The organism is Saccharospirillum alexandrii, assembly GCF_043641555.1.
Taxonomy (GTDB): Bacteria; Pseudomonadota; Gammaproteobacteria; order Pseudomonadales; family Natronospirillaceae; genus Saccharospirillum; species Saccharospirillum alexandrii_A.
Genome location: NZ_JBHZRJ010000005.1, coordinates 40,611 through 65,255, shown reverse-complemented (window position 1 = coordinate 65,255; position 24,645 = coordinate 40,611). Strand labels below are relative to the sequence as shown.

Annotated in this window: 23 protein-coding genes; 8 read left to right on the top strand and 15 right to left on the bottom strand. The window is 59.1% G+C overall.

All coding sequences use genetic code 11. The features are described 5' to 3' along the window. The first annotated feature begins 37 nt into the window (after positions 1-37). Genes modA through modC form a run of 3 tightly spaced genes read left to right on the top strand, consistent with a single transcriptional unit; the run spans position 38 to position 2,580 of the window. Positions 38-814, top strand: coding sequence for a molybdate ABC transporter substrate-binding protein (gene modA / locus ACHUE7_RS17330; RefSeq protein WP_394171139.1), 777 nt, complete (start codon positions 38-40; stop codon positions 812-814). A gap of 9 nt (positions 815-823) precedes the next feature. Next, on the top strand, positions 824-1,522 hold the full coding sequence (gene modB / locus ACHUE7_RS17325; protein ID WP_394171138.1) for a molybdate ABC transporter permease subunit: 699 nt from the start codon (positions 824-826) through the stop codon (positions 1,520-1,522). Further along, positions 1,519-2,580, top strand: a complete 1,062-nt coding sequence (gene modC / locus ACHUE7_RS17320; protein ID WP_394171137.1) for a molybdenum ABC transporter ATP-binding protein — start codon at positions 1,519-1,521, stop codon at positions 2,578-2,580. Before modB ends, modC begins: the two co-directional genes overlap by 4 nt. On the opposite strand, the gene ACHUE7_RS17315 is transcribed toward modC, so the two are convergent. After that, a complete protein-coding gene (locus ACHUE7_RS17315; RefSeq protein WP_394171136.1) occupies positions 2,574-2,930 on the bottom strand; it encodes a winged helix-turn-helix domain-containing protein in 357 nt (118 codons plus the stop codon). The genes modC and ACHUE7_RS17315 overlap by 7 nt on opposite strands. Before the next feature lie 52 nt (positions 2,931-2,982). Then, the gene (locus ACHUE7_RS17310) at positions 2,983-3,273 is read right to left on the bottom strand and encodes a hypothetical protein (RefSeq protein WP_394171135.1); all 291 of its coding nucleotides are present in this window, start codon (positions 3,271-3,273) and stop codon (positions 2,983-2,985) included. A gap of 118 nt (positions 3,274-3,391) precedes the next feature. On the opposite strand from ACHUE7_RS17310, the gene ACHUE7_RS17305 reads away from it, so the two are divergent. Continuing rightward, entirely contained in the window at positions 3,392-4,522 is a 1,131-nt protein-coding gene (locus ACHUE7_RS17305) for a serine hydrolase domain-containing protein (protein ID WP_394171134.1), read from the top strand. A 79-nt stretch (positions 4,523-4,601) separates the two neighbouring features. Here the strand turns inward: ACHUE7_RS17305 and ACHUE7_RS17300 are convergent, their stop codons facing one another. Both ACHUE7_RS17300 and ACHUE7_RS17295 read right to left on the bottom strand, forming a co-directional pair. After that, complete coding sequence (locus tag ACHUE7_RS17300; RefSeq protein WP_394171133.1) at positions 4,602-7,694, bottom strand: efflux RND transporter permease subunit; 3,093 nt, start codon at positions 7,692-7,694, stop codon at positions 4,602-4,604. Further along, positions 7,691-8,965 (bottom strand): efflux RND transporter periplasmic adaptor subunit, encoded by a 1,275-nt coding sequence (locus ACHUE7_RS17295; protein WP_394171132.1) that lies wholly within the window; start codon positions 8,963-8,965, stop codon positions 7,691-7,693. The genes ACHUE7_RS17300 and ACHUE7_RS17295 overlap by 4 nt, the downstream gene beginning before the upstream one ends. Before the next feature lie 261 nt (positions 8,966-9,226). Here ACHUE7_RS17295 and ACHUE7_RS17290 point away from each other — a divergent pair, with 261 nt between their 5' ends. Continuing rightward, positions 9,227-10,195, top strand: a complete 969-nt coding sequence (locus ACHUE7_RS17290; protein WP_394171131.1) for an NAD(P)-dependent alcohol dehydrogenase — start codon at positions 9,227-9,229, stop codon at positions 10,193-10,195. A gap of 35 nt (positions 10,196-10,230) precedes the next feature. Here the strand turns inward: ACHUE7_RS17290 and ACHUE7_RS17285 are convergent, their stop codons facing one another. Next, positions 10,231-11,004: a YiiX/YebB-like N1pC/P60 family cysteine hydrolase gene (locus tag ACHUE7_RS17285; RefSeq protein ID WP_394171130.1), complete on the bottom strand. Its 774-nt coding sequence runs from the start codon at positions 11,002-11,004 to the stop codon at positions 10,231-10,233. Between the two features lie 392 nt (positions 11,005-11,396). On the opposite strand from ACHUE7_RS17285, the gene ACHUE7_RS17280 reads away from it, so the two are divergent. Together ACHUE7_RS17280 and ACHUE7_RS17275 are read left to right on the top strand one after the other, a co-directional pair. Further along, entirely contained in the window at positions 11,397-13,565 is a 2,169-nt protein-coding gene (locus ACHUE7_RS17280; protein ID WP_394171129.1) for a methyl-accepting chemotaxis protein, read from the top strand. 239 nt (positions 13,566-13,804) lie between these two features. Further along, the gene (locus tag ACHUE7_RS17275) at positions 13,805-14,467 is read left to right on the top strand and encodes an SDR family oxidoreductase (protein WP_394171128.1); all 663 of its coding nucleotides are present in this window, start codon (positions 13,805-13,807) and stop codon (positions 14,465-14,467) included. 6 nt (positions 14,468-14,473) lie between these two features. On the opposite strand, the gene ACHUE7_RS17270 is transcribed toward ACHUE7_RS17275, so the two are convergent. After that, on the bottom strand, positions 14,474-15,433 hold the full coding sequence (locus ACHUE7_RS17270) for an alpha/beta hydrolase (RefSeq protein ID WP_394171127.1): 960 nt from the start codon (positions 15,431-15,433) through the stop codon (positions 14,474-14,476). Positions 15,434-15,535: 102 nt separating this feature from the next. Between ACHUE7_RS17270 and ACHUE7_RS17265 the strand changes: the two genes are divergently transcribed. Continuing rightward, positions 15,536-16,597 carry a GlxA family transcriptional regulator gene (locus tag ACHUE7_RS17265; RefSeq protein ID WP_394171126.1) on the top strand — a complete coding sequence of 354 codons (1,062 nt, stop codon included), beginning with the start codon at positions 15,536-15,538 and terminating at the stop codon, positions 16,595-16,597. Between the two features lie 2 nt (positions 16,598-16,599). Here ACHUE7_RS17265 and ACHUE7_RS17260 read toward each other — a convergent pair whose 3' ends face one another. From ACHUE7_RS17260 to ACHUE7_RS17220, 9 genes are all read right to left on the bottom strand, one after another. After that, positions 16,600-16,995, bottom strand: a complete 396-nt coding sequence (locus tag ACHUE7_RS17260) for a hypothetical protein (protein WP_394171125.1) — start codon at positions 16,993-16,995, stop codon at positions 16,600-16,602. Positions 16,996-17,027: 32 nt separating this feature from the next. Then, the gene (locus ACHUE7_RS17255) at positions 17,028-18,107 is read right to left on the bottom strand and encodes an SDR family oxidoreductase (protein WP_394171124.1); all 1,080 of its coding nucleotides are present in this window, start codon (positions 18,105-18,107) and stop codon (positions 17,028-17,030) included. Between the two features lie 210 nt (positions 18,108-18,317). Then, a complete protein-coding gene (locus ACHUE7_RS17250) occupies positions 18,318-19,325 on the bottom strand; it encodes an LLM class flavin-dependent oxidoreductase (RefSeq protein WP_394171123.1) in 1,008 nt (335 codons plus the stop codon). 77 nt (positions 19,326-19,402) lie between these two features. Continuing rightward, positions 19,403-20,083, bottom strand: coding sequence for a PASTA domain-containing protein (locus tag ACHUE7_RS17245; RefSeq protein WP_394171122.1), 681 nt, complete (start codon positions 20,081-20,083; stop codon positions 19,403-19,405). A 230-nt stretch (positions 20,084-20,313) separates the two neighbouring features. Further along, positions 20,314-21,513, bottom strand: coding sequence for a PASTA domain-containing protein (locus ACHUE7_RS17240; RefSeq protein WP_394171121.1), 1,200 nt, complete (start codon positions 21,511-21,513; stop codon positions 20,314-20,316). Continuing rightward, complete coding sequence (locus ACHUE7_RS17235; protein WP_394171120.1) at positions 21,513-22,154, bottom strand: hypothetical protein; 642 nt, start codon at positions 22,152-22,154, stop codon at positions 21,513-21,515. Before ACHUE7_RS17235 ends, ACHUE7_RS17240 begins: the two co-directional genes overlap by 1 nt. A 45-nt stretch (positions 22,155-22,199) precedes the next feature. Beyond that, positions 22,200-23,195 carry a hypothetical protein gene (locus ACHUE7_RS17230; protein ID WP_394171119.1) on the bottom strand — a complete coding sequence of 332 codons (996 nt, stop codon included), beginning with the start codon at positions 23,193-23,195 and terminating at the stop codon, positions 22,200-22,202. A gap of 3 nt (positions 23,196-23,198) precedes the next feature. Further along, complete coding sequence (locus ACHUE7_RS17225) at positions 23,199-23,765, bottom strand: hypothetical protein (RefSeq protein ID WP_213676660.1); 567 nt, start codon at positions 23,763-23,765, stop codon at positions 23,199-23,201. Between the two features lie 43 nt (positions 23,766-23,808). After that, a complete protein-coding gene (locus tag ACHUE7_RS17220) occupies positions 23,809-24,612 on the bottom strand; it encodes a hypothetical protein (RefSeq protein ID WP_394171118.1) in 804 nt (267 codons plus the stop codon). Positions 24,613-24,645 lie beyond the last annotated feature (33 nt).

Below are 24,645 nucleotides of genomic sequence, written 5' to 3'. Positions count from 1 at the left end.
TTTCGGTTACTTAAGCCCTAACATCAGGAAGCGTACCATGTGGATCCGTCAGACGGTGTTGGCTGGCCTGGCGGCAACGGCGCTGCTGATGGTGACGGCGGTTCAGGCACAGCAAATCACCCGGGTGGCTGCGGCTGCCCAGCTGCGTTTCGTACTTGAGGCGATAGCGATGCAGTATCGGGAGCGTTATCCGGAAAACCGGATCGAGGTTCAATACGGATCATCCGGCCGGTTTTACGCACAAATCACCCACGGTGCCCCCTTCGATGTTTACCTCTCGGCTGATATGGACTACCCCGCTGCGCTGGTGAATGCCGGCTTTGCCGCCAGTGAGGTGATGCCATACGCCATCGGTCGCATCGCGATCTGGAGCAATACGGTCGATGCGCAATCGCTGGCGCTCGCTGACCTGGCCGATGAGCGTTTCCGCCGGGTGGCCATCGCCAACCCCCGGCTTGCGCCCTATGGCGCGCGGGCAAAAGAAGCGCTGATCTCTGCCGGTCTCTGGGATGCTCTGCAGCCCCGGCTGGTCTATGGCGACAACGTCTCCGGCACCCTGCAACTGGTGCAAAGCGGCGCTGCGGAGGTTGGTATCGTTGCCCTGGCACAGGTGCTGAACCCCGGTATCGCAGCGCAGGGTGGGCACGCGCTGATCGACGCTGGCGTCCACCAGCCGCTGGAACAGGGGCTGGTGGTGACCCGCCGTGCCGCGCAAAACGAGGTCGCCCGGCATTTCGCCGATTACCTGCGCGGGTCTGAGGCGGCGACGTTGTTTCAGTCGTACGGGTATGATCTGCCCGCCGACGTTCCCTGAGGTGCTGAGATGGTGATAGCCGGCATCGCCGAGGCAGACTGGATAGCCTTGTTGCTGACACTCAGGCTCGCCCTGATCAGCACGGTTCTGCTACTGGTGCTCTGCGTTCCCCTGGCCTGGTGGCTGGCCTTTACGCCAAGCCGGGCCAAGGTGCTGATTGAAGCGCTGGTGGCATTGCCGCTGGTGTTGCCACCGACGGTGATCGGTTTTTATCTGCTGATATTGCTGGGCCCGAGGGGCGCCATAGGCGGGGCGCTGGAGTCGATTGGGCTTACCCATCTGGCGTTCAGCTTTACCGGCCTGGTCATCGGGTCGATGGTTTATTCCCTGCCGTTTGTGGTGCAACCGCTGCAGAATGCCTTTCAAAGCCTGGGCACCCGGCCGCTCGAAGCCGCCGCAACCCTGCGTGCCGGGCCTTCCGATCGTTTTCTGTCTGTGGTGTTGCCGCTAACACGGCGCGGCTTTCTCACCGCCTTTGTGTTGTCTTTTGCCCATACCCTGGGTGAATTCGGTGTGCTGCTGATGATTGGCGGCAGTATTCCCGGCCAGACGCAGGTGGCGTCAATCGCCATCTACAACCATGTTGAGGCGCTCAACTACGGCGCGGCTCATGGCCTTTCGCTGGTGTTGCTGGTGCTGGCGTTCTCGTTATTGCTGGCTGTCTACGCCCTGAACCGTCGCTTTCGTCTGGTAGGGGTGGTGCAATGAAGGTCCGTTTTCAGCTTAGACGGGGTGACTTCACGCTGGATGCCGCCTTTGATCTGGCCGACCGGGGTGTTACCGCTGTTTTTGGTCGCTCTGGTTGCGGTAAGACCAGCCTGCTGCGGTGCATGGCGGGGCTTGAGCCGGATGCCCGGGGGCAGTTGGACGTTGCCGGTGAAGTCTGGCAAGCGGGTAGTCAGAGCCTGGCGACGCACCGGCGTGCTCTGGGCTATGTGTTTCAGGAAGCCAGCCTCTTTGCCCACCTGACCGTGGAGCGCAATCTGCGCTACGGCTGGCGACGAGTGGCGCCGTCGCATCGGCGCGTCGAGTGGCAGACGACCATCGAATTGCTGGGGCTGGCACCCCTGCTGAATCGTTACCCGGATCAGCTCTCCGGTGGCCAGCGCCAGCGTGTGGCGCTGGGTCGGGCGCTGCTGACGAGCCCAGATTTGTTGTTGATGGATGAGCCCCTGGCCTCGCTCGACAGCGACAGCAAGGCCGAGATTCTGCCCTATCTGGAGCAACTGCATCGCACCCTGGCGTTGCCCGTGGTGTATGTCAGCCACAGCCAGGATGAAGTGTTGCGGCTGGCTGACCAGCTGGTGTTGATGGATGACGGCCGGGTGTTGACCCAGGGCCCGGTAGCCCGGGTGCTCACCCGGCTCGACATGCCGTTGGCGCATCAGCAGGGCGCACAAGCTCTGTTGGAAGGCGTAGTTACCCGCCAGGATGAGGCCGACCATCTGACCGAGGTGGTGTGCGATGGTCAGTCAGTCTGGGTCTCCCAGTTGAACCAGGCCTGTGGCACCCGGGTGCGGTTGAGCGTAGCGGCCCGGGATGTGACGATCAGCCAGGTACCGGCGACCGACAGCAGTGTGCTTAATTGCCTGTCGGTGCAGATTGAGGCGCTGGAAGCCGATCCGCAGCCGGGGCATGTGCTGATCGCACTCAGGCTGGGCACGCAGGTGCTGCTGTCGCGCATTACCGAACGCTCACGCCGGCAACTGGCCTTGCAGCCGGGAGACCGGGTGTGGGCACTGATCAAAGGCATTGCCGTTCACTGAGGTTTCAGGTGTGCCATTAACGCTGCAACGTCGGCTTCTATACTGTGAAGGGCGGCGCGCTCCATCTGCTGATATTGCTTCAGTACCTGTTCACCCCGTTCCGTCAGATGAGCGCCGCCGCCACCTTTGCCGCCTTTGGCGGTACTGACCAGTGGGCTTTCAAAGCACTGGTTCATGGTATCGATCAGCAGCCAGGCACGGCGATAGCTCATGTTCATGCTGCGCGCCGCCGAGCTGATGGAGCCGGTGGTGTGCAGCGCTTCGAGCAGCTCGATTTTACCCGGGCCAAGCGCGATGGCATCGCCCTGGTGCAGGCGTATTTTCAGGCTGAAACGGGGCGCTGTCGTCACGCAGTGAACTCCTGTGAGTGTTCATCGACCAGGTCGGGTTGGCCCCGGCTGATTATGGGCAATCACCGGTTACGGCATAGCCAATAATGGTGCCATCGGGCCGGGTGGTTATGTTGTTTTTGCAGCCACGGATGTCCCAGATATGAAGTTGCTGTTCTTCAGCGGTCGCGTTGGAGCGGTATTCGGGCTCTCCCCACTGCTGGTACAACAGGCGAACGTCTTGCCCGAGCAGGTTATCGTCGTCATTCCGGGCAGGCGTAGGGGCGGTTGCGCACCCGGCCAGCACGGTTGTGGCCACCAGGCATAGCACCATAAAGGTGACTGGTAATTTTTTGACTAACATCCCGGTGTTCCCTAGGGTTTTACAAAGGTGACTTCTGGTCATTGGCGCAGCCAAGCGACTGGTTTACATCTACTTCACAGCTCAATCAGAGCTTTCCAAGGTAACCCCAGTGTTTGCAATGAACAAGTTCACTCGTCGAAATTATCGCGTAATGCTCTGGGCCGGCTTGATGCTGTTGTCGCACGCGCCGGCGATGAGTCTGGCCGAGGAGAGGGAGCAGGTTATGGACGATGTCTGGCTACAGCAACAACAGGCTGAAACTGGCCTCGTCGGCATGGCGGCCGTCGTGATTCAGGGCGGTGAGGTTCGATACCTCGGTGCCGCGGGTGACCGCAAAAAAGGGTCTGGCGTTCCGGTCACCGTGACCGATCGCTGGCACATTGGTTCGGTCACCAAGTCGATGACGGCGACGGTACTGGCCAGTTTGGTAGAGGCCGGTGACATAGGCTGGGATACACCACTGCCTCCCGTTCTGGGCATGACCGACACGGCAGACACGGGCTGGGAAGGGTTGACGCTGGCGCAGGTACTGAGCCATACCGCAGGCTTGCCGGCGAACTTTTCTCTACGGGTCAATATGACGTCATCACCCGAAGAAGCAGAGCGCCCGGCTGCACGCCGGCAGGCGGTACTGGAGGTGTTGAAAAAGCCGCCGAGATCCACGCCTGGCTCCGGGTTCGAGTACTCTAATGTGGGGTATACCCTCGCCGGTGTAGTAATAGAAACCTTAACCGGTCAGGGCTGGGAGCAAGCCATGCGCGAGCGTTTGTTCGCGCCGCTGGATCTAGGCAGTGCCGGCTTTGGGCCACCCCGGAGTGACGGGGAATCACTAACCGAGCCACGCGGCCATCGATACCTGCTGGGCATCACCCTGGCCGCCAGTGAGACAGCAGACAACAATGCCATCATCGGCCCGGCCGGTACGGTGCACATGACGGTCGAAGACCTGGCGCGTTATGGCTACGAGCACCTGCGCGGTGAGCGGGGTGAAGGCACCCTGCTGAGTGCCAGCAGTTATCAGCGCCTGCACAGCCCTGTTCTTGAAAACTATGCCTTTGGCTGGGTGTTGCGTGAAGGCAGCGCTGACACTGGGCCCATGCTCTGGCACAACGGCTCCAATACCATGTGGTACAGCCTGCTGGTGCTGGTTCCCGAACGGGATACCGTGGTCGCCATGGTGTTCAATGAGGGTAATGTAGCCAGGGCGGATGCCCTGGCCTGGGAATGGGTGGAGAAGCTGGAGTTGTGAGTTATTAGCTGCGATCTGCGAGTTAACAGCTATCAGCTCAAAGCTCAAAGCTCACAGCTCGCAGCTCGAAGCTCATAACTTACAAAAACACCCGCCGTTTGACCCAGCCGGCGAACTGCTGGCGCCGGTGATTGGCCGATTCAATAAACGTCAGGGTGGCGGGAATGACGACCAGCACCAGCAAGGTGCCATAGGCGAGCCCGAAGGCCAGCGAAGTGGCCATGCTTTTTACCAGCTGCGCTTGCACGGAATCGGCCAGAAGAATGGGTATCAGCCCGGCTACCGTGGTGATGGACGTCAGCATCACGGCGCGAAAGCGCTGGCAACTGGCGTCGATAATAGCCAGTCTTGAGTCGAGTTCCGGTTGTTCAACGCGAATTTCCTGGTAGCGGTTAATCAGAATAATGGCGTCGTTGATGATGATGCCGCCAAGGCCAAACAAGCCGAAGAACGACAGGAACGTCAGTTCATAACCAAGCAGCCAGTGCCCGAAAATGGCCCCGGTCATCCCGAGCGGTATGGCCGACATGACGGCCAGCGGCCAGCTGTAACTGCCGAACATCCACACCAGTATGAAGTAGATCAGGGCGAACCCGCCAAGGGCTGCGAAGATCAGGTTCTGCTGCATTTCCTGAATGTCCTGGGCGCTGCCCTGAATCTCGGCCGTCAGTCCGTAACGGTCGAGAATGGGTTGCAGCTCCTGTGCGCGAATGTCGTTGGCAATGTCGGCCAGATTAGCGTCTTCGCCGAGCACGTCGGCTTTTACTTCCACACCCAGTTGCCCATTGTTGTGAAAGATGGAACTGAGTTCGCGCTCGGTTCGAAAATCGACAACGTCAGCCAGGCGCACATACTGACCCGTTGCGGTTCGCACGGGCAAGTCATACAAGGCGCCCGGCGCTTTCCGGTCTGCTTCGGCGAGCCGTACCATTACCGGAATATCATGCCCGTCTTCGGTAAACGACTGGGCTTCAATGCCCATAAAGGCCTGACGGATCTGGGCGGCTATGTCCGGCTCGGTCAGCCCCAGGCCCTGACCGGTGGCATTGAGTTCGAACAATCGCTGTTCATCACCCCACGGCAGGGTATCGCGCACGTTCGCCAGCCCGGCGTAGTCTTCGAGTCGGGCTTTCAGCGCATCTGCCCCTTGTTTGAGATCGACCAGGGTGCGCCCGGCGAGAAAAAACGTCAGCGTTGACTGGCCACTGCCATCTTCATTGCCGGTCGACATATAGGAGACTTCCGGTCCGGCTTCGATTCGTTCACCCCAGGCTTGCAGAAAGTCACCGTTGGAAACCGGTCGGTTGTCGCGGTCGACCAGTCGTGCCTGTATCTGGGTGAAGCCTTCGTCGGCACTGTATATCTCATACACCTGGTCGACGATCGGCTGGCCATTGCCCAGCGCGGTCTCGGTTTCTGCCAGAGCTAATTTTGCCTGGGCGGTATAGCGGTCAATAACGGCTTCATCGGTGCCGTCATAGAACTCGATGTAGGCGGTTACCATGTTGTCTTCAATGTTGTTCATATCGGTCACCGGCACCAGGCCCGAAAAGGGCAGGCCGCAGGCCAGCACAAAGAGGCCAATGGCAAGGCTCAGCGTGACCGCCCGGTTACGGATGCTCCAGGTAACAAAGGGGCGATAATAATGTTCGCGCAGCCGGTGGACCCGGTTATCCATCGCCAGCCGAAAGCGGCTGCGTGTGGGGTTGCGTCCGTGAAAACTGTGGTTCAGGTGGCCCGGTAAAATCAAAAAACATTCGATCAGTGAGGCAATAATAACGCTGATGATCACCACCGGTATGGGTCGCAACAGCTCACCAAACGGGCCGGGTACCAGCAGCAGCGGAAAGAAGGCGGCAATGGTCGTCAGCGAGCTGGCCATAACCGGGCCAAACATGCGCTTGGCGGCAACCCGGGTGGCTTCGTCCGGTGCCAGGCCTTTTTCCATTTGCGTCACGGTTTCTTCACCGACGACAATGGCGTCGTCGACGATGATGCCCAGTGCCATCAGAAAGGCGAACATCGACAGAAAGTTCATCGACCCGCCGGTAAAATACAGCAGAATCAGCGTGCCCAGCACCGAGACAGGAATACCCATGGCCGTCCACCAGGCGACCCGCCGGTTCAGGAAAACAAACAGAATCACGATGACCAGTACCAGGCCCATCAGGCTGTTTTGCAGCAGCATGTCCATGTTGCCTTGCACGAATTCAGACATGTCCCACCAGACAACGATGTTGGTGCCGGCGGGCAAGCCGGGGCGAACGTCGTCCAGCCAGTCGTGAACGATGTCGCTGGTGTCGAGGCTATCAAGATTGTCGGACCGGTAGATCAGCAGGCGGGCGACAGACTGTTCTTCAAGGACATAATGGCGGGCGCCGGGCGCGACTTGCCGGTTGATGTCGGCCAGGGAAGACAGGGAGTGCTGGTTGGCCAGCGGCAAGTCAGTCAGAGCAATGGCACCGTCGGCGCGACGCTGACTGCCAATCGATGCGCGGTTAAAATCGTCACCTACCTGGCCGGCACTGTCATCCCGGTTGACGGTGCGAACCTGGTTGGCGATTTCGTTGAGTGATGCTCCGCTTGCCAGTAACCGGTCGAGCGGCACGTCGATGGCGATCTCCTGATCCGGGAAGCCACGAACATCCACATCGGCAATGCCCCGGGCCATCAGGTCAGTTTTGAAATCGTGCACCAGGGGGCGCAGTTCGCTCAGCGGCCCGGCTGAACCAATCAACAGGGAGAAGACCACTTCTTTCTCGACCACCTGCTGGTGGTTGGGTGTCTCGGCGCCTTCGGGCAGGTCGTTAAAACCACTCAGCAGGCCAGACATGTCTGACAGGGCGCTGTCCATGTCGGCGTCCATCGAATAACGCACGATGATCTGGCTGTGCCCCTGGCTCGACCAGGACCAGACTTCCTCAACGTCATCCAGTTGTCGAAAAGCCTGTTCCAGCGGTGTGGTCAGGTAGGTTTCAACCGCCTGGGCATTGGCTTCCGGCCAGGGAGTCGATACTTCAATGCCCGGCAAGCTGTAATCGGGCATCAACTGGGTCGGCAGACGGCTGAGTGCCATTAAACCAAACAGCACAACAACAATCATAATGAGGTTGGCGGCGACCCGGTGCTGACTGAAATAGGCCAGCAGGCCATGGTTGTTGGGCGTTGTCATAAATTAACCCCGGCCGGTTCAGCCGATTCAGCCTCGGTCTGTGGATCCGGGTCCGGGTCGACACCGGGCTCATAAACACGCATGCCGGTAATAGGGTTGCTCAGGCGGGTAGTCAGCAGCCGCAGGTCACCCGTGAGCTCGGGGCCCTGAACCACCAGCCAGCGCTTATCGCCTTCCTGGTTGATGCCCAGAATGTCGACCGCTTCAGCGTGCAGGCGGCGCTCGTCGGTAATGCGGTACAGCCAGCCATCCTGAAAAACCGCGGCTTCCGGTACCCGGTAACTGAACCTGGCCGGCAGTTGCACCGTGGCTCTGGCATAACCACCCGGCAGCCAGCCCGATGCGTCGGTCAGATTGAACCAGGCGGTAAAACCGCTCTGGCTGGCATTCAGTTGGGCCCGGGCGCGATCGAACTGAAGCGCTGTCTCGCGATTGCCCTGCGTCAGCGTAGCGCCAAGTGCCTGTTCTTCTCCGGCCAGGGTGTGGGGGAGTTGCACTTTCAATTGCAGGGCGTTATCAGAATACAGGGTGAGCAATGCCTGGCCAGGCTGGGTGGTTTGGCCGTGGCGTACCTCTACGCTGGCAATGCGGCCGGCAAAAGGCGCTCTAATGACGGTGTCGTCCAGGGTACGTTGCGCACGTTCCAGATTGAGCTGCAGCTTGGTGCGGCTGGCATTCAGTCGGGCTTGCTCGGCGGGATGACTGTCGACGCTGGTGCGGTGTTGCAAGACACTCAATTGCTGCTGGTCGACTTGTTGTTGAAGGTCTTCCAGTTGTTGCTGGGAGGCGAGCCCGCGTTCGGCCAATCGCTGTTGTTGGGTCAGGCGCGACTGCACTTGTTCGAGTTCGGCGGTGGCAACCGCCAGAGCCCGGGTTTCCTGCGCTTGCTGCAGCTGGCGGATTTCAAGTTGAGAGGTGATATCGGCGAGGTCGGCTTCGGCCTGTTCGCGTTGCTGGCGGCTATCGAAGTCATCCAGTCGCAGCAGCAGGTCTCCGGATTCAACCCGACTACCTTCCGTTACATTCAGTTCAATAATGTCGGCACTCTGCGTTGTTGTCACCGTAAGCTGACGCGCCGCTTCAAGTTGACCGACCAAGCGAATTTCAGGGTGATAAAAACCGGCTTCAGCCCGAACGCTTTCAATGCGCCACTCGGTTTCCGACGCCTCGGTTTTTTCCGGCTCGGGCGTCTGGTTCATCATGATTCCAACGGCCGTCCCGGCCGCCGCCAAAATAGTGGCGCTTACTAACAGCGTCTGCCAGGTTTTCATTCATACTCTCCTTGTCGCCCCTTGGTTGGGCTGTTGTTTTTCAAAACGCAAATCGTGCAGCGTTTTGCCAGGTCGTAACAGTGCCAGCGGTCATATGACTGCCTGTGACTTTTGGATAATGAACAACCGGTCACACCGGGTTGTTGATTTGGTTTAACCCTGGCCCGCATTGGCTGATCGTCACTACTTTGGCCGCTAACGTTGACGCCTACACCATTGCGATATAGAACGGAGTGACCAGTTTAGGAGCCGCCGGATACTATGAAAGCCATTATTTATCGTCGCTACGGCACGCCTGAAGTGATGCAGCTGCGCGAACAGCCGGTGCCCATTGCTGGCAAGGGCCAGGTGCGGGTTAAAGTCCATGCCACTGCCATCAATGATTGGGACTGGACGCTCCTGCGTGGCCAGCCTCATCTGCTGCGTTTATTCTCGGGGCCATTTAAACCCAAAATAACGATTCTGGGAACGGAAGTCGCGGGTGTCGTTGAAGCACTGGGGGAAGGCGTAACGCGCTTTGCAGTGGGCGACCGGGTATATGGCGATTTGTCGGAGGCGGGGTTCGGCGGTTTTGCAGACTATGTCAGTGTACCGGAAAATGCCGTGCATCCGATGACCACTAACATGACATTCGAGCAGGCGGCTACGTTGCCCCATGCCGGGTTGCTGGCATTACAGGGCCTGGTTGGGGCAGGCGCTATCCGGCACGGGGATCGGGTGCTGATTAATGGTGCTGGCGGCGGGGTAGGCGCGATAGGCCTGGGTATTGCAAAAACCTATGGTTGCAGGGTAACCGGTGTGGATAAAGCATCAAAACTCGGCGCGCTGAACGCGATGGGATTTGATGACACGCTCGACTACGAACAAACGGATTTTACCCGGTACGGACAACGCTATGATCTGGTACTGGATGCCAAAACGACACACTCGCCGTTACGGTATTTGAATGCACTGGAACCCGGTGGGCGTTACGTATCGGTGGGCGGGTATTTGCCAAAACTGTTTCAGCTGTTTTGCGCGAGCCCGGTTATCCGCAAGGTGACGAACAAGCAGCTGATCATACTGGCACTCAAGCCAAACCAGGGACTCGACAGACTCAATGATCTGTTTGAATCCGGTGCGTTGAATTGCATGATCGACGGGCCTTTTGCCCTGACCGACGTACCCGCCGCCATGGCTCGATTTGGTCGGGCCGACCATCTGGGCAAAATTGTGATAAGCGTGGTGTAGTGCATGCCCGTGAAGGGAGCCTGCAAGGTCAGCTCTTATTCAAGGGGCGGTGCCAAAGGTTCACGGGACCAGGTAACCCGGTACGGATCAAAGCCGGCGGCAATGCGGGGTTTGATGATCTGGAAAAAGGGCGATACATCAAAGTCCCGCGGGGTAAACAGACTGTGGTGGCGAATATGCAGTATTTCGTCGCGGCAGCGAATGCACCCCGGGTCCTGACGGTCAATGTGTTCTATGTCTGGCAGGATGGGGTAGTGAACATGCTGGAAGGCTTTGGCAATGAGAGAGGAACAGATGGCCCGGGTCGGGTCGCCACTGCCAAGCGCAATCATGCGACGCCGCCAGTGTTGTGGGACCGGTGGCGTGGGCAAAAGGTAGCGAACCAGATCGATAATGTTCTTCAAGTCATACTGGTGGCCGAGGTGCTGCATGGCGTGCGCGATCAGCCGATCTACATCGTCGTCGCTGAGCCCCACAGGCCGGCAGATTCGGGTATGGAAACTCGCATAACGGCTAACCGGAACCAGCCGGACCCCGTCGCGCACATCGGCTTCTATCAGTGCGGGCGTCGGTGAGCCCTGGCTTCCGGGCAGCAAGGCATCGCCAATGTAGAGCGCAGCGTGCGACCAGGTTGACTGGGTCAGGTATTTGATGCCCTGGCTTATTTTACTGTTGCCTTCAACCAGTAACACATCGGCCCGTTTAAGTACGGGTAGCACCGAAACCAGAGCACTGGTTTCAACAGACTGATTCTTGGGGTTACCTCGACTGAGGTAAGCGGCCATCATTCGGCCAATGGATTGCATCATGTCTACTTCCGCAAGGTGATATTAACCGCCGGTGTAGGTCGCAGTGAATCAACGTGACCGGCCTGCGCAATCATGGATGCGTCGAACCGGGACGCTTGGTATCACCGGCTTTCGTTGAGCCGACTCACAAAGAGGCAGCCCCTTCTTGCTTGCCCAAAAAACCGCACCAGAGCAGTGCAAACGAAACACCGGCATCAGGGCTGTTTTCCTCTACTTTCGTACTTATAACATTTTGGTATTTAAGTTGCTGTGTTACAGGTCGATTAAGCAGTTATTCTGTTAGGCGTTATCGGGCACTGGTTAGAAAAGCGGCATCCCTGACGCATCACCGCGAATGACACTCGTCAATTCTGCCCGAGCACGGGCAAACCATCCGGTTCGGAGGCAGTTCCATGGCTCGAGTACTGACCATCAAGGGTTTGATCTACTCACTGTTCGGGTTTGTGGTTTTCTGGCTGGTGGTCATTGGCGGTTATGCGTTGTACGGCGTGCATCAGCTCAGTGGCAGCCTGATACACCTAATGTCGGAAACCGAAGACGTGTCCGGCAATCTGGAGCAATCGCTGGTTGCCCTGAGTGATCTCGACTCGCAACTGGCGGCATTGTCGGGCGCTCAGGAGTCCTTTGCCCGGTTGCGGGATCTGGAGCAGCAACTGGAGCGCACCGGACAGGCCGCCGTCGAAATCGACAGTGGCCTGCAGAACCTTCAACGCGTTGCAGCAACCCAGAATGAGAGTTTGCAGGCCATCAGCGATCGTTCCACCCGGATTGCGGAAGATCTGGCCCTGGTATCGGGGCCGCTGCTGACCATGATCACCACCTCCCAGACCATCAATGGCAACGCACAGCGAATACTGCTGAACCTGTATCAGCTCTCCGCCGGCATCAGCGTTGATGAATCCGGTATTGGCGACGATGTCATTGGTATCACCCGTGGGCTCGCCACCATGACCAGTGCCATGTTCAATGTCGATCAGAGCGATGATACCCGGCAAGAGCTGATTGAGTTGCGTCGGGAGATGCGAGCCTTGCGCGGTGACGTTAATAGCTTCACCCGAAGTGAAGATGAACAGGAACGGAGCACTCTGTTGCCAGAACTGATATTGGCAGCCACCGGGGTTGCCGAACGCACCAGTCGCATTCAGAACGGCAGCCTGGAACTGGCCAACACGACGGCTGCACAGGTGAACGAACTGGCAGAGGCTGCGCAGGTTGCCGTGGCTGAGCAACGTGAAACCAATGCAGAATCCGACGCTGCGCTGGCAAGCACCCTGTCCATTGTCAGCAGCAATAATGAAGTGACCCGCGCATTGACAGCCGATTTGTCCAACACCGCCCAGGAACTGGGTGAATCACTGGAGATTATCCCCAGGGTGCAGACTGAGTTTCAGCAATCCATTCAGTCTATTAGAAGCATTGTATCAGCCGACCAATCGGAACGACTCGACGCGGTTCAGGACCAGGCGATTAGCCGGCAACAGCAGGCACAACACCTACCCGTGATCTTAGTGTCGCTGTGTGTCATCGCCCTGATTTTCAGCCTGGTGGCAATTTTTGGTCTGCAACGCCTGCTCGTTCAACCGATTTCCCGTTTTGTGTCGGGCGTCAATCGGGTTGCCCGAAATGACTTGCGCCAGCAAATTGAAACCCGGGGTGCAATCGGCGAACTCAAGACGGTGATCGTGCAGGTCAACGGACTGATTCAGTCTTTGCGTCAGAATGTGAATGACATGACCGCAGCGGGTGATGCCATTGCCAGCAGTGTCGCGGCCATGCACAGCACCACCGTCACGACCCAGGCAGCCGTTGAAGCCCAACAGCGCAGCGAAGCCGAGATTGAAACGGCAACCCGGCAACTGGGCGCGCTGGTGCATTCGGTTGCGGACATCGGTGAGCAGGTGCAGAAGGATGCCAAACAGGTCGATGGCACTATACAAACCAGTCAACAGGGCGTTCAGCAAGCCAAGAGCGAAATGGACGCGCTTTCCAACCGAATCGCGGCGGTGAATGACGCCATGAGCCGGCTAAAAACCGACAGCGACAACATCAGCCGAACCCTGGTTGTTATTCGTGAAATTTCCGAGCAAACCAATTTGCTTGCGTTGAATGCGGCGATCGAAGCTGCGCGGGCCGGTGATTCTGGTCGGGGGTTTGCCGTCGTTGCCGATGAGGTACGGCAACTGGCGCAGCGCACCGGTGATGCCACCGTCGAGATCGAAACTCTGACGCAGTCGTTGAAGACCGGGGCCAACAGTGGCAACGAGGCCATCAACGTCAGCCTGGAGCAACTTGAACGTAACGTACGAGCGACCGATGACGTGGCGCAGGCGCTCAGCGCCGTTATTCATCAGGTGGGTGACATCAATGCACAAAACATTGAGATTGGCAGCCTGACGCACAGCCAGCGCGAGCAACTGGTTATCATCGACCAGGGCATTGACAACGTACGCCTCCAGTCCGACGAAGCCAGAAAAACAGCCCAGGCCAACATCAAGGCCAGCCAGGGCCTGCAGCAAACGTCTGACCAGTTAAAGACGCTGGTCCAGCGTTTTGAACTCTGAGGGAACACGCATCAGTCGTTCAGAAGTCCCGGAATTTTCTTAACCTTATCCACGCCGTTGCACCGGGCTCTATTCGCTGAAACCCGCGAAACGCACTGTGGACAGCCGGGTTTAGTTCCGGGCATTGTTTATCGTCAGTGCGGGTTATAACCTCAGCAACTTGGCACTGGCCAACTGGAAACTCAGGCACTCATCGGTTAGGTTGGGAAGCATCACTTATTCCGAACAGGAGCCCTGGGATGAAACAGGTACTTATAACCGGCGCTAATCGCGGTATTGGATTGGAGCTGGCGCGTCACTATGCAAGCAATGGCTGGCAGGTCATAGGTGTGTGTCGTCAGTCATCCCCGGAACTGGATGCCGTGGCGAAGCAAGTTGTGCAAGGCATAGATGTTACCGAGGAAAAGAGTATCGAGACGCTGGTGTCGGCTGTTGCCGGTGAACTCATCAACTTACTGATCAACAACGCCGGTTTGTTGCAGGATGAGCAACTCGGTTCCATCGATCTGGATTCCATTCGCAGCCAGATGGAGATCAACGCCTACGCCCCGTTGCGAGTGACCGAGGCGTTGCTGCCGAACATGGATGCCGGTGGCAAAGTGGCCTTCATCACCAGCCGCATGGGCTCCATCGCTGATAACGATTCCGGAGGGCGCTATGGGTATCGGGCGTCGAAAGCGGCGCTGAATGCCTTTGGCAAGTCGCTTGCTATTGACCTCAAGCCCAAGGGAATCGCCGTAGCGTTGTTGCACCCCGGTTACGTGAAAACCCGGATGGTGAACTTTGGCGGTATGATCTCGCCCGAAGAAGCCGCTACCGGGTTGGCTGCGCGCATAGACGGCCTCACACTGGACAATACCGGGTCGTTCTGGCACAGCAATGGTGATGCCTTGCCCTGGTAACAGTCGCTATCGATGGCGGCTGAAGTAAGTGGCTACCCGGTTCTGAACCGATTCATCTTTTAGAATCCGGTAGTGACCTAGACCGGAACTGAAACTGGTTTCGGCCTGGGGCCAGTAGTCGGTAATTGTTACGAAATCTTGCCAGAGAATTTCTTCATCCTGATCATCGGCAACAAGCAGCCCGGGATGGTTCAGGTGCTGGCGAACGACCTGATGCGATAATCGCTGATAGAGCGTTTCGCTCGTCCCCACCCAGGCTTCACTGATCGAGATCGACTGGGCGCCCAGCCGGGCTTTGAAGCGCTGATGCACTGTGGCGCTCAGCCCAACTGACTGGCTGAACCGGTCGAGCATGGCGTCCATGTTAAAGCCGGGCGCAATGAACGCCAGATGGCCGGGCTTGAACCCCTTGGAGACCGCCTGCACCACCGCCTGGCAACCGAGTGAGTGTGCAATGACACCGGCTGGTTGGCCCAGTTCGGCCTGAATTGACAACACGGCCTGCATGAATTCAAAGACATGGGTAAACCGAGTCCGGTTCATGCCGTGTGCCGGCATATCGAACAGACACACCTGATAACCGGCCTCCACCAATCCTGGTACCAGATAGCGGAATTGAGCACCGGTGCCGCGCCAGCCATGAACGCCCAGTATCATGGGGGCATCCGGGTCACCCCAGAAATGAAGCTCGACGTCGTCGTTGCCCGTGGTCAGGGTGTGGCGCCGATCAGCCGTCTGCCAGAACGCCTGAGTGCGCTTGCCAGGCCGGCCATGGACCGGACGAAACCACAGGGCCTGCAGCAGACGGGCTGATAGGTCGGGCGATACCTGGCCAATCAGGTTCAAGCCTACAGCCAGGGCGCGGTAGCTGGCCGGTACTCGACCAGGCTCGGCATGTTGAGGCAAGGTTTTTGCCGGGGGTGAATCGGGCTCGGCCGGGTGTGACAGCTCGGGTCGCAGCGTCATGATGGGTCTCCTGACGGGGTGAGTGTTCAGCGAGTGTGCGCCTTGCGACCTCAGTGCATAAGTGTCATATTTGCCCTAATACTGGCGAAAATGGACAAGGCCATGAAAGTTGTCATTCTGTTGACCGACCGCTGTGTGGGCTCAATGGCCATGAGCCTGATCGATGGGTTGATCACGCTCAACTACTGTCACCTGAAAGCAGGGGGCGAACGGCCTTTGTTCGAATGGGTAACCGCGTCGATGGATGGCAAGGCGGTAACGCCCTTCAACGGCATGACGCTGATGCCCGATTGTTCGATACACCAGGCTTATGCCGATACCCGTACACCACTGGACGAGCAGCTATGGGTGGTGCCGTCTATTTACGATGCGATTTCCCGTCAGTCCAGGATTGAGGGTGCACTGGCGCAGTTGCAGCCGATGGTCGATGTTGTTGCCGCTCATTATGAGCGCGGTGGCCGGGTAGCCAGCTGTTGCACCGGCTCGTTTTTGCTGGCGGCCGCCGGCTTGTTTGAGCATTGCCCGGCGCTGATGCACTGGCGCAGTGAGTTGAATTTTCGCCGGCTGTTCCCCCGGGTGAGAGTTGATACGCGTTCTGTGTTGGCGGATTACGGTCGCATTATTTGCACCACGGGTGGTGCTCATACAACCTATCAGCTGGTGTTGCACCTGGCGGAGAAAGCGGGCAGCCGGGACCTGGCACTGACAGGGGCGAAAATGATGCAGGTTGATCGTTTCCCGACACCTCCGACGGCCTTCAGCGCAACGGATGATGATAAAACGCATAACGATGAACTGGTGCGTCTGGCGCAGGCCCGGTTTCGGGAGTCGTTGCATGAGGCGGTGAGTATGGAAGTGGCAGCACAGCAACTGAACATCAGCAGCCGGCAGTTCAAACGGCGGTTTCAGCAGGCGACAGGCGTGTCGCCACTGAAATACTTGCAGAAAGAGCGCTTAAAGCGCGCCTGCCAGTTACTGGAAAACAGCCGACTTACCTCGGCCCGGATTGCGCTCGATGTCGGCTACCAGGACGAAAGCAATTTCCGTCGTCTGTTCAAACGCGAACTGGGCATGACCATGGAGAAATACCGTGATCAGTTCGGGTTTCAGCCCGGCGGTCAGCCAGCGTCGCCCCAGTTCACCGACCTTCAGGTAATGCCATGAAGTCAACGCCCGGGCAGTGAGACCGTCATGGTCTGGCCGCCATAGCCATATTCCTGGTCGCGCCCCTGAACGACCACTCGGGTAAGGTCGGGCGCGATGGCTACCCCGGAGAGGCTTCGGGTAAACGGCTGTTCGTTGGCGTGGTCGTGTAGCAGTTCGCGCACGCCCAGTGTGTCTCCGCCTTCGGTCGCTACCCTGAATGCATCGGCGTATCGCTGGGGTGTGTCGTAGGGTGACGACAGCGTTACCTGGAAGGTGAAACGGTCGTCACCCGAGGCGCTGACACTGACGTCGATCACATCCGGGTAACGTTGTTCGGCGTCTGTTTCGCCGAACGCCAGGCTGGCGACGAGCAAGGTCACCAGCGCAGTGAATCCCGGGGTCAGAAAGCCTTTCATAGTACCCTCCCACTCGCACTTGGTGTGCCAGGTTAGCTGCGGGCCTTGTGAATCTGGCCAGTTTCCAGCAACTGATTGAAGAAATCGCTGATTGAATCCCGCAGCGGCCGGTACCGGACGCCAAGCTCTCGCTCACTCTTGCTGTGATCAAACCGGATCGGGTGCCCGACGTTGCGACTGACCATGGCGCGGGTCATGGCCTTGTCGGCCAGTGGCCCGACCAGCCAGACCAGAGGTTTTGGCAGAATGCGCTTTGGAAAGTCGTATCCGTCGCCAAATTCTTTGCGCATGATCTCCGCAAATTCGATAAAACTGCTGTCGTGACCGGAGACAATGTAGCGGCCTTTAGCCTGCGGTGTGAAGGCCGCTTTGATGTGTGCATCGGCCACGTCGCGCACATCGACAGCGGCAATGTAGAAGGCCGGAACGCCCGCCTTGAGCCGACCGCTGGCAAATTGTTTGAACATGCCGAGCGAGGCCGACGTACTGCGCGGGTTGATGCCCGGCCCCAGTACCAGGGAGGGGTTGATGGTGACCAGATCCCAGCGCGACTGTTTTTCCACGGTTTCCCAGGCGGCTTGCTCGGCCAGGGTCTTGGAATAGGAGTACGGCTGGTGTGTCAGTGACGATGTCCGGTTCCAGTCGGTTTCATCCAGGGCCGGCTTGCCCGAGGTCTCCAGGTCGATGTTGTCGCCATAGATGGCCGCACAGCTGCTGGTCAGTACCACGCGTTTGACGGTGTCGGTTTTATTCACGCTGTCGAGCACGTTCAGGGTGCCCTGACGGGCCGGTTCGATCAGGTCTTTCTGCGCATCATCGAACGACAGAATGAACGGCGAGGCGGTATGGAACACGACGGAGCAACCGGCCATCGCGTCGGTATAGGAGCCCGGGTCGAGCAGATCGGCTTTGAACAGATTCAACGTGCCCGGGGCTTCCTGTTCCAGTTGTTTGAGGTGTGCGACTTTGTCGGTGTTGTCGGGGTCGCGCACGGCGGCGTGCACGGTGACGCCGGCGTCGAGCAGTTTTTTCACAATCCAGCCGGCGACGTAGCCGGTGGCGCCGGTCACCAGTACGGACTGGTTCGGGTCTATCGTTAGGGCGTCGGTCATAGTATGGGTTCCTGATGCATTATTTAGCAGGTTGTTGAAATTCGGAGAATTTCGGCGGCCTGCTCCCGGAACATGGATGTTCCGGCAAAATTGATGACTGCTAAGTCATTGATTTTGTGAGAGAACCAAAAATCGCAATGTTTGGTTCTCGTGTTTTGAAAAAGGCAGGAAGCCTTTTTCAACAACCTGTTAGAGACTAGGGGCCAGAGGTTATACGGCCACCTGGGTGGCGGCGATGGCTCGCATCGCATCGGCCGCTATGTCGAACGATTTGAACCGCGCCTTGTCGTCGAACATCTGGCCGGTAAAGATGATTTCGTCGACGTCAGTCCGGTCAATGAAGCGGCGCAGCCAGGCTTCCACCTGGCCGGGCGCGCCCACGGCCGATTCAGCCAGAGCGTGATCCACCTGGGCACGCTCAATCGGGCTGCCGACCTGGTCCGGTTCGACCGGGGGTTTCAAAGGGCCCGGTGTGCCGCGACGCAGCGCCATGAACTGCTGTTCCACCGAGGTTTTCAGCACCCGGGCCTGATGCTCGGTGTCGGCCGCAAACACATTCACAGCTGCCATGGCGTACGGAGCGTCCAGATAGTCGGATGGCTTGAAGCGTTCGCGGTAAATAGCCAGGGCCTGATCGAGATGGTCGGGCGCAAAGTGCGAGGCGAAGGCGAACGGCAAGCCGAGTGCGGCGGCAAGCTGGGCGCTGTAGAGGCTGGAGCCAAGCAACCAGACCGGCACTTTCAAGCCAGCGCCGGGCACGGCCTGCACCGTCTGGCCCGGCTGCACCGGTTCAAAGTAATGCAGCAATTCCTGCACATCGTCCGGGAAGGTATCGGCGGCGTTCATCGGGTTACGGCGCAGTGCCCGTATGGTGGCGCCATCGGTGCCGGGCGCACGGCCGAGGCCGAGGTCCACCCGGTCCGGGTAGAGGGCAGCGAGGGTGCCGAACTGTTCGGCGATGGTCAATGGCGCATGGTTGGGCAGCATGACACCACCGGCGCCAATGCGGATGCGCTTGGTGCCTTCGGCGACAAAGCCGAGCGCTACCGCCGTCGCGGCGCTGGCGATACCGGGCATGTTGTGGTGTTCGGCCATCCAGAAGCGGGTGTAACCCGCTTTTTCGGCGTGCTGCGCCAGGGCGCGGGAGCGGTGCAGGGCCTCACCGGCGGTGCTGCCCTGGTTAACGGGTGACAGATCGAGTATGGAATAGGCGGTCACTGGAGCCTCCGGGCGCGTAGTCAGTGAATGATACCCACAACATGAGGGGTAAGCCGCCGGTCACAAGGTGTCGATAGTCACTGTGCCAGTGTAAGCAGGATCTCATCACCGGCACGGGCAATGCTGTCGGGGGTGGGGTCCTGGCTGGCGATGAGCGAGGTGTCATTGGCATCCTGTTCATCGTCAGCCAGCGCAGCCCTTAAGCCCAGTTGTTCGAGCACGGCGCGGGCACCAGCCAGGCTGCGTGGATTCCCGTCCCGGTCGGTGACCAGGTTTGGCACCAGGCGCAGTTCGTCGACGCCGTCTGGCGGTGGGATGGGTACAATACGGAAGGTCAGCTTTGCACTGACGTCGGCACTGAACCCGTACTGGTTGGTGTAACCGGCATCGACCGGTGAGGCGTAGAGCTTCCGGCTGGTATTCAGCCCTTGCCGCCCAAGCGCCGCACGAACTGCCGGTACCGGTGTTTTCTTAACCGCGGTCGCCTGTGACGCGCCGGCTGCCCCCTGGCCCAGGCGCAAGGCCACCCGCACTTCACCGGTTGTGTCCGGCAGGGCGTAGAAGGTGGGTCGGTAGCCGATGTCCTGCAGCAGCTTCATTTTGGCGTCATCGTTCTCGGCGTATAGCTCGAGCACGGCGGCCAGCGATCCGTCATCAAGTGCTTGTTGAGCGCTTGCAACGCCTTCGCCGACCGAGGCAATGACATCGCCGAGCGGAGACGCCACAACATCCTGTACCAGTGATCGCAAATTTTTCATGGACGTGCTCCTGTTGTTAATGACTCGAGTTTCGGAGTTCGCGGTTGGTTACGTTGCCAGTCGCCCGCACCGGCCACCAGGTAGGGCTATTGAGGGTCGGCGTAAACCCTTCCATGGGGCCTGGACCGCAGCATCCTTGCTGCGGACCACCCTCGATAGCCCTACCTGGCACCCGGTGCTAGTCCTTTGCCTGCGAACTCCGAAGCACCGGAAAGGCCTGTGTATCAGAATCATTTCGGTGCAGCCTCTTGTTTGCGTTCGCCAAACACCACCATGACCGAGCTGCCGTACTCCGCTTCGCTGCTGGGGGCCGGGTGCTGACTGAGTGCCTGGCCGGGTACACCCGCCCCCTCGGCAAGTTGCTGGTGGGCGCTGGCCATGCGCAATCCGACTGATCGCAGTACCCGGCGCGCCGCACTTTCTGTCAGGCCAATGACGTCCGGGACCGACGTTCTGGTTTCGCCGGTATCGGCTGACTCACTGATCAGCTCGGTGCTGAAGCCGCCACCGGCTTCGCCCATGACGATGGAACTCCCGTCGTCCGACATGGACCCGCGCAAATCGATTTTCACGTTCCCCAGCCGGTAAGGCAGTGCCTCGGCCTTCATGCGGGTATTGGAGCTGCTCACTTTTGAACCCAGACCGACCAGCACCGTTTCTATCGCGGCCGGTTTGCGGGTGGTGGATTCCAGTTGTTTCACTTTTGCGGCCAGCGCTTCCTTTTCGGTCGCGGTTTGCGACAGGTTGGTTTCAAGGGTGCTGATGCGGCTTTTGGCGGTTGAGAGTTGCTCGGCGGTCAGTGTGAATTCACGACTTTTATCGAGTAGCTGGGCGTTCAATTGCACTTCCCGGGCTTTGAGCGTATCGAGTTCTTTGGTGTTCAGCAGGGTGGCGGTAACGGCTGGGTCCAGCTTCACGCCGGGGACTTCGGCCGTAGGTCTTGCTCTTTCGCTGGCCACATCGACTCGGGTTAGATTGGCGGTCAGGGTCGGGTTGGCCATCACCAGTCGGTTGACGGCCAGCGTTGAAATCTGCGGCGCGACCGGTGCCCCGGCCACCGATTCATTGGTGCGAGCGAAGCGACTGTCGACGTGCTGCAACCGGTGTGCGGTTTCTTCCAAGCGCTCGATTTTTCCAAAATCGAGAAACAGGGTTTGCTGACGGGTGTCATATTGCATCAGCCCGCCGTGGGCGAGGACACGCGGTGCCGGTGAACCGGCTTCCGTCAGGCGTAAGGCCGGGGCCATGGTGTCGCTGACGGCGCTGTTGTTGGTGGTCAGCGTGGCCTTGCCTTCGGCGTCGGTTTTGCTTCTGGCAACGGCTTGCCAGCGACGGTTTTTCAACTGGTAGGCTTCCAGGCTCAGGGTATGGCCTTCGGCAACTTTGCCTTCATCGGTCAGCAAGTGAACGGTGGCGATGACTTTGCCCATCAGCTGACCTCCTTGCCGATGACCAGACGCAGGGTTTCAAAGCCAAGCTCTGCGACCAAAACCACCCTGGCGGCGGTTTGCAGCGCACCGCCGAGTTGCACGTCAGTGACCGCCACGCCCGACGCATCGGTCTGTACCACGGCACTGCTCAGCGACACCGCCGTTAGCCGGGGTGAACTGACGCCAGCGGCTTTGGACAAGCCGATCGAGGCTTCCCGGTCGAGGTTCAGTTCTATGTCGGCACCGGTCAGTACTTCGCCGGCACTGGTGGTGGCTGTGAATGTCACGGTGCGGCGGTTACCCGCTGAGGTAATGTCGGCGGCCAGCTGTGGGACCGGCATCCCTTCACCCGGGGGCACGGCCACAAAGCGGCCGGTTATCCGGCTGGTCACTTCTTTGGACGCCTCGCTACTGTTAACGGGGGCAAACAGGTAGCGAACGCCCCCGCCGGATCGGGTTTCGGATTTGAGCTGAAAGCCCACTTCGAAATCCAGATGCGGTATGCGGTATTGGGGGGCAGGCCGTCCATAACCGTCGAGTGGCGCTATGCTGTTCAGTTCTTCCTGGGCTTCGCGCAGACTTTCGGCAATGCCGACCAGTACGCTTTCCAGCGTGTCTGCAATGAATTTTCCTTCGCTCATTCAACTACCTCGATTGATGCCCGTTACGTTGACGTCCAGGGTGTATCAGGCACTGTCCTGTTCCCGTGATCGTTCGCGCTGTTTGGCCAGCGCCCGCTCCCGGCGCTGCTGATCGCGTTGTTCGGCCTGTTGTTGTTCGCGCCGTCGTTCCAGGGCGCGTTGTCGGTTCGCCTGCATGCGAGCGAACAGGTCTCCGGAGCCGCCGCTGTCGAGCGACAGGCGCTGTTCGCGACGATCGGCGTAGCTGGAAAACCGGTCCATGGCGCCAGTCAGGCGTTGTTCACGGGCTTGCCAGCCGGATTCAATGCGCTCGACGGCTCGCTGAGGCGCATCGAGTGCCGACTGGGCGCGGTTTAAAACGGCGCTGGTCTTGTCGAGCCGGTCGCCTTGCAAGGTTTTGCGCAGCTCGGCCCGGTCTGCTTCGGATACCCCTTCGCTGGCCAGTTGCTGGTCGAGATCGCGCAGTTGATCGCGTGCGCCGTCGACCGACTGCCGGGCGTCTCGCACTGGCTGGCTGACCGATTGGGGTGGCGTCAGTGCTTCGCCAATGCGACGCAAGCCAGAGCGAGCCTGGCGGCTGGCCGTAACAAAGCGATTGTCTGGCCCCTCACTCAGGCCACTGCGGCCCGGCAGCCCGTCATACATGCGGCCTTCGAGTGGCGACGCAGGAAGGCTGCCGCGTGGCGTCCCCACCGGCACAGGGTCACTCTGCCGTTGCCGGGCGGCAGCCCGTTGGGCGGCCCATTCCTGCTCTTGCTGGCGCCGTTCGGCGAAGCTGGCCACCGGGAAACGCTGGCTGATGGCCGGGTCCTGTTGCGAATTGCCGGTCAGGCCGCGCAGTTTGGATTCCAGTTCATTGCGCCGGTTCAACAGCTGGTTGAGTTGACTGTTCGGGGCCAGCCGGGCGGCCTCTGCCAGGTCAGACGCCCCGCTGGAGCCTGTCGCCGCGGCCGGAGCGGACGGCCCAGCGGACGGCCCAGTGGACGATGCTGAACGCCCGTTTGAATCCTGATCCAGGTCGCGCCAGGTCCGTCGGGTCATGGTTCACTCATCGTCGGCGTCAGTAAGGGTACTGGCAATCATGGAACGGATGCGCTCTTCCAGTATCGCCGGGGCCGGAACCGGTACCAGCTTGGTGCGCATCAGCGAGGAGCCCTCTGCCGAGTACTGATATTTGGAGGAATAACTGGCCGACACCGAACTGACGCTCATTTTGGCGGAGGCCGAAAAGAACCCGACCTTACCGCTGACCGATGCATTCACATTGGTGGACGAACGTTTGAAGTTGGTTTCGCGCGACATCGAAATCGACAGCTTCAATTCGATCAGGGTGTCGACAAACTGATAGAAGGTGGGCACGAAGCCTAGTTCCAGCAGGGAGTACTCGTTGCCATCGCCCAGCTTCACCAGCATGTTGCGCTCCGGTGGAGTGGTTGGCGTGGGAGCGGGTTCGCCGTCTTCGGGTTCCGGGTCGGGTGCGTAGCCGGCCATCATCCGTGCGATCTTGAGTGATACCAGATCGAGTTCATACTGGGCTTCTGCGATGCCGATCCCGAGTGTTCGCACCATCTCGGGGAAGGGCGTGTTTTGCATTTCTGTGCCAATGGACATGGGTTAGCCCTCTGCCTGTCTGCCGCAAAAATCGCGCGGGAATTTACGCATCGTCGTCAGTATCCAGCCCCATATCACGGCGCCGGACCTCGAGGTTGGCTTCGCGCCGTGCCTCTTCGGATTCCATGAAGGAGCGAATGCGATCTTCCAGCACGGTCGGTGGCGGCACCGGAACGATCTTTGTGCGCAGAATGGAAGCCCCTTCAGCCGTGTAGGAATATTTGCTGGAGTAGGTAGCATCGACCTGACTGGTGGTGACCGTGCTTTCAGAACCTGAAGATCTGGAAGTGCCCCAGAAAGAACGCTTGCGTTTGTAGGCGTTGGCTTTGTCTGTCGTCTTATTGCTGCGGGTACGGGTGTACTCGCGTTCACGGGTAATCTTGATCGCGATTTTAACTTCGATAATGGTGTCGACGAATTGATAGAAGGTGGGAACAAAGCCCAGCTCCATCATCGAATGGCGAACGGGTACCCGAATCTCTAGTTTTTTCTGATTGGCATCCAGGCTGGCCACATCATCGACATCGTGCAGGTCTTTGGCGATCTTTTTGACCAGATCGAGCAGTTTGACGGCCTCGTTTTCATCTAACGAGCCCGATACGGCATCATCAACGGTGGCATAGGCCACCGCCTCGGCCAGGGTCATGTATTCGTAGCCGAAAAATACCCGGCTGTCGTCAAAGGTGACCTCGCCGCGCTCGTCATACACTGTGGTCAGGCCGCCCATCATTTCGGCAACGTTGATCGAGTTTTCATCGAGCTGATACTGACCATCGGCGATGGCGAAGGCCATTTGCCGGATCATATCGCCCATGGGCACGTTCAGCAGTTCTTGTCCTATTGCCATTGCCGTTCTCCTCTGGCTGACTGTTCAGTTCCG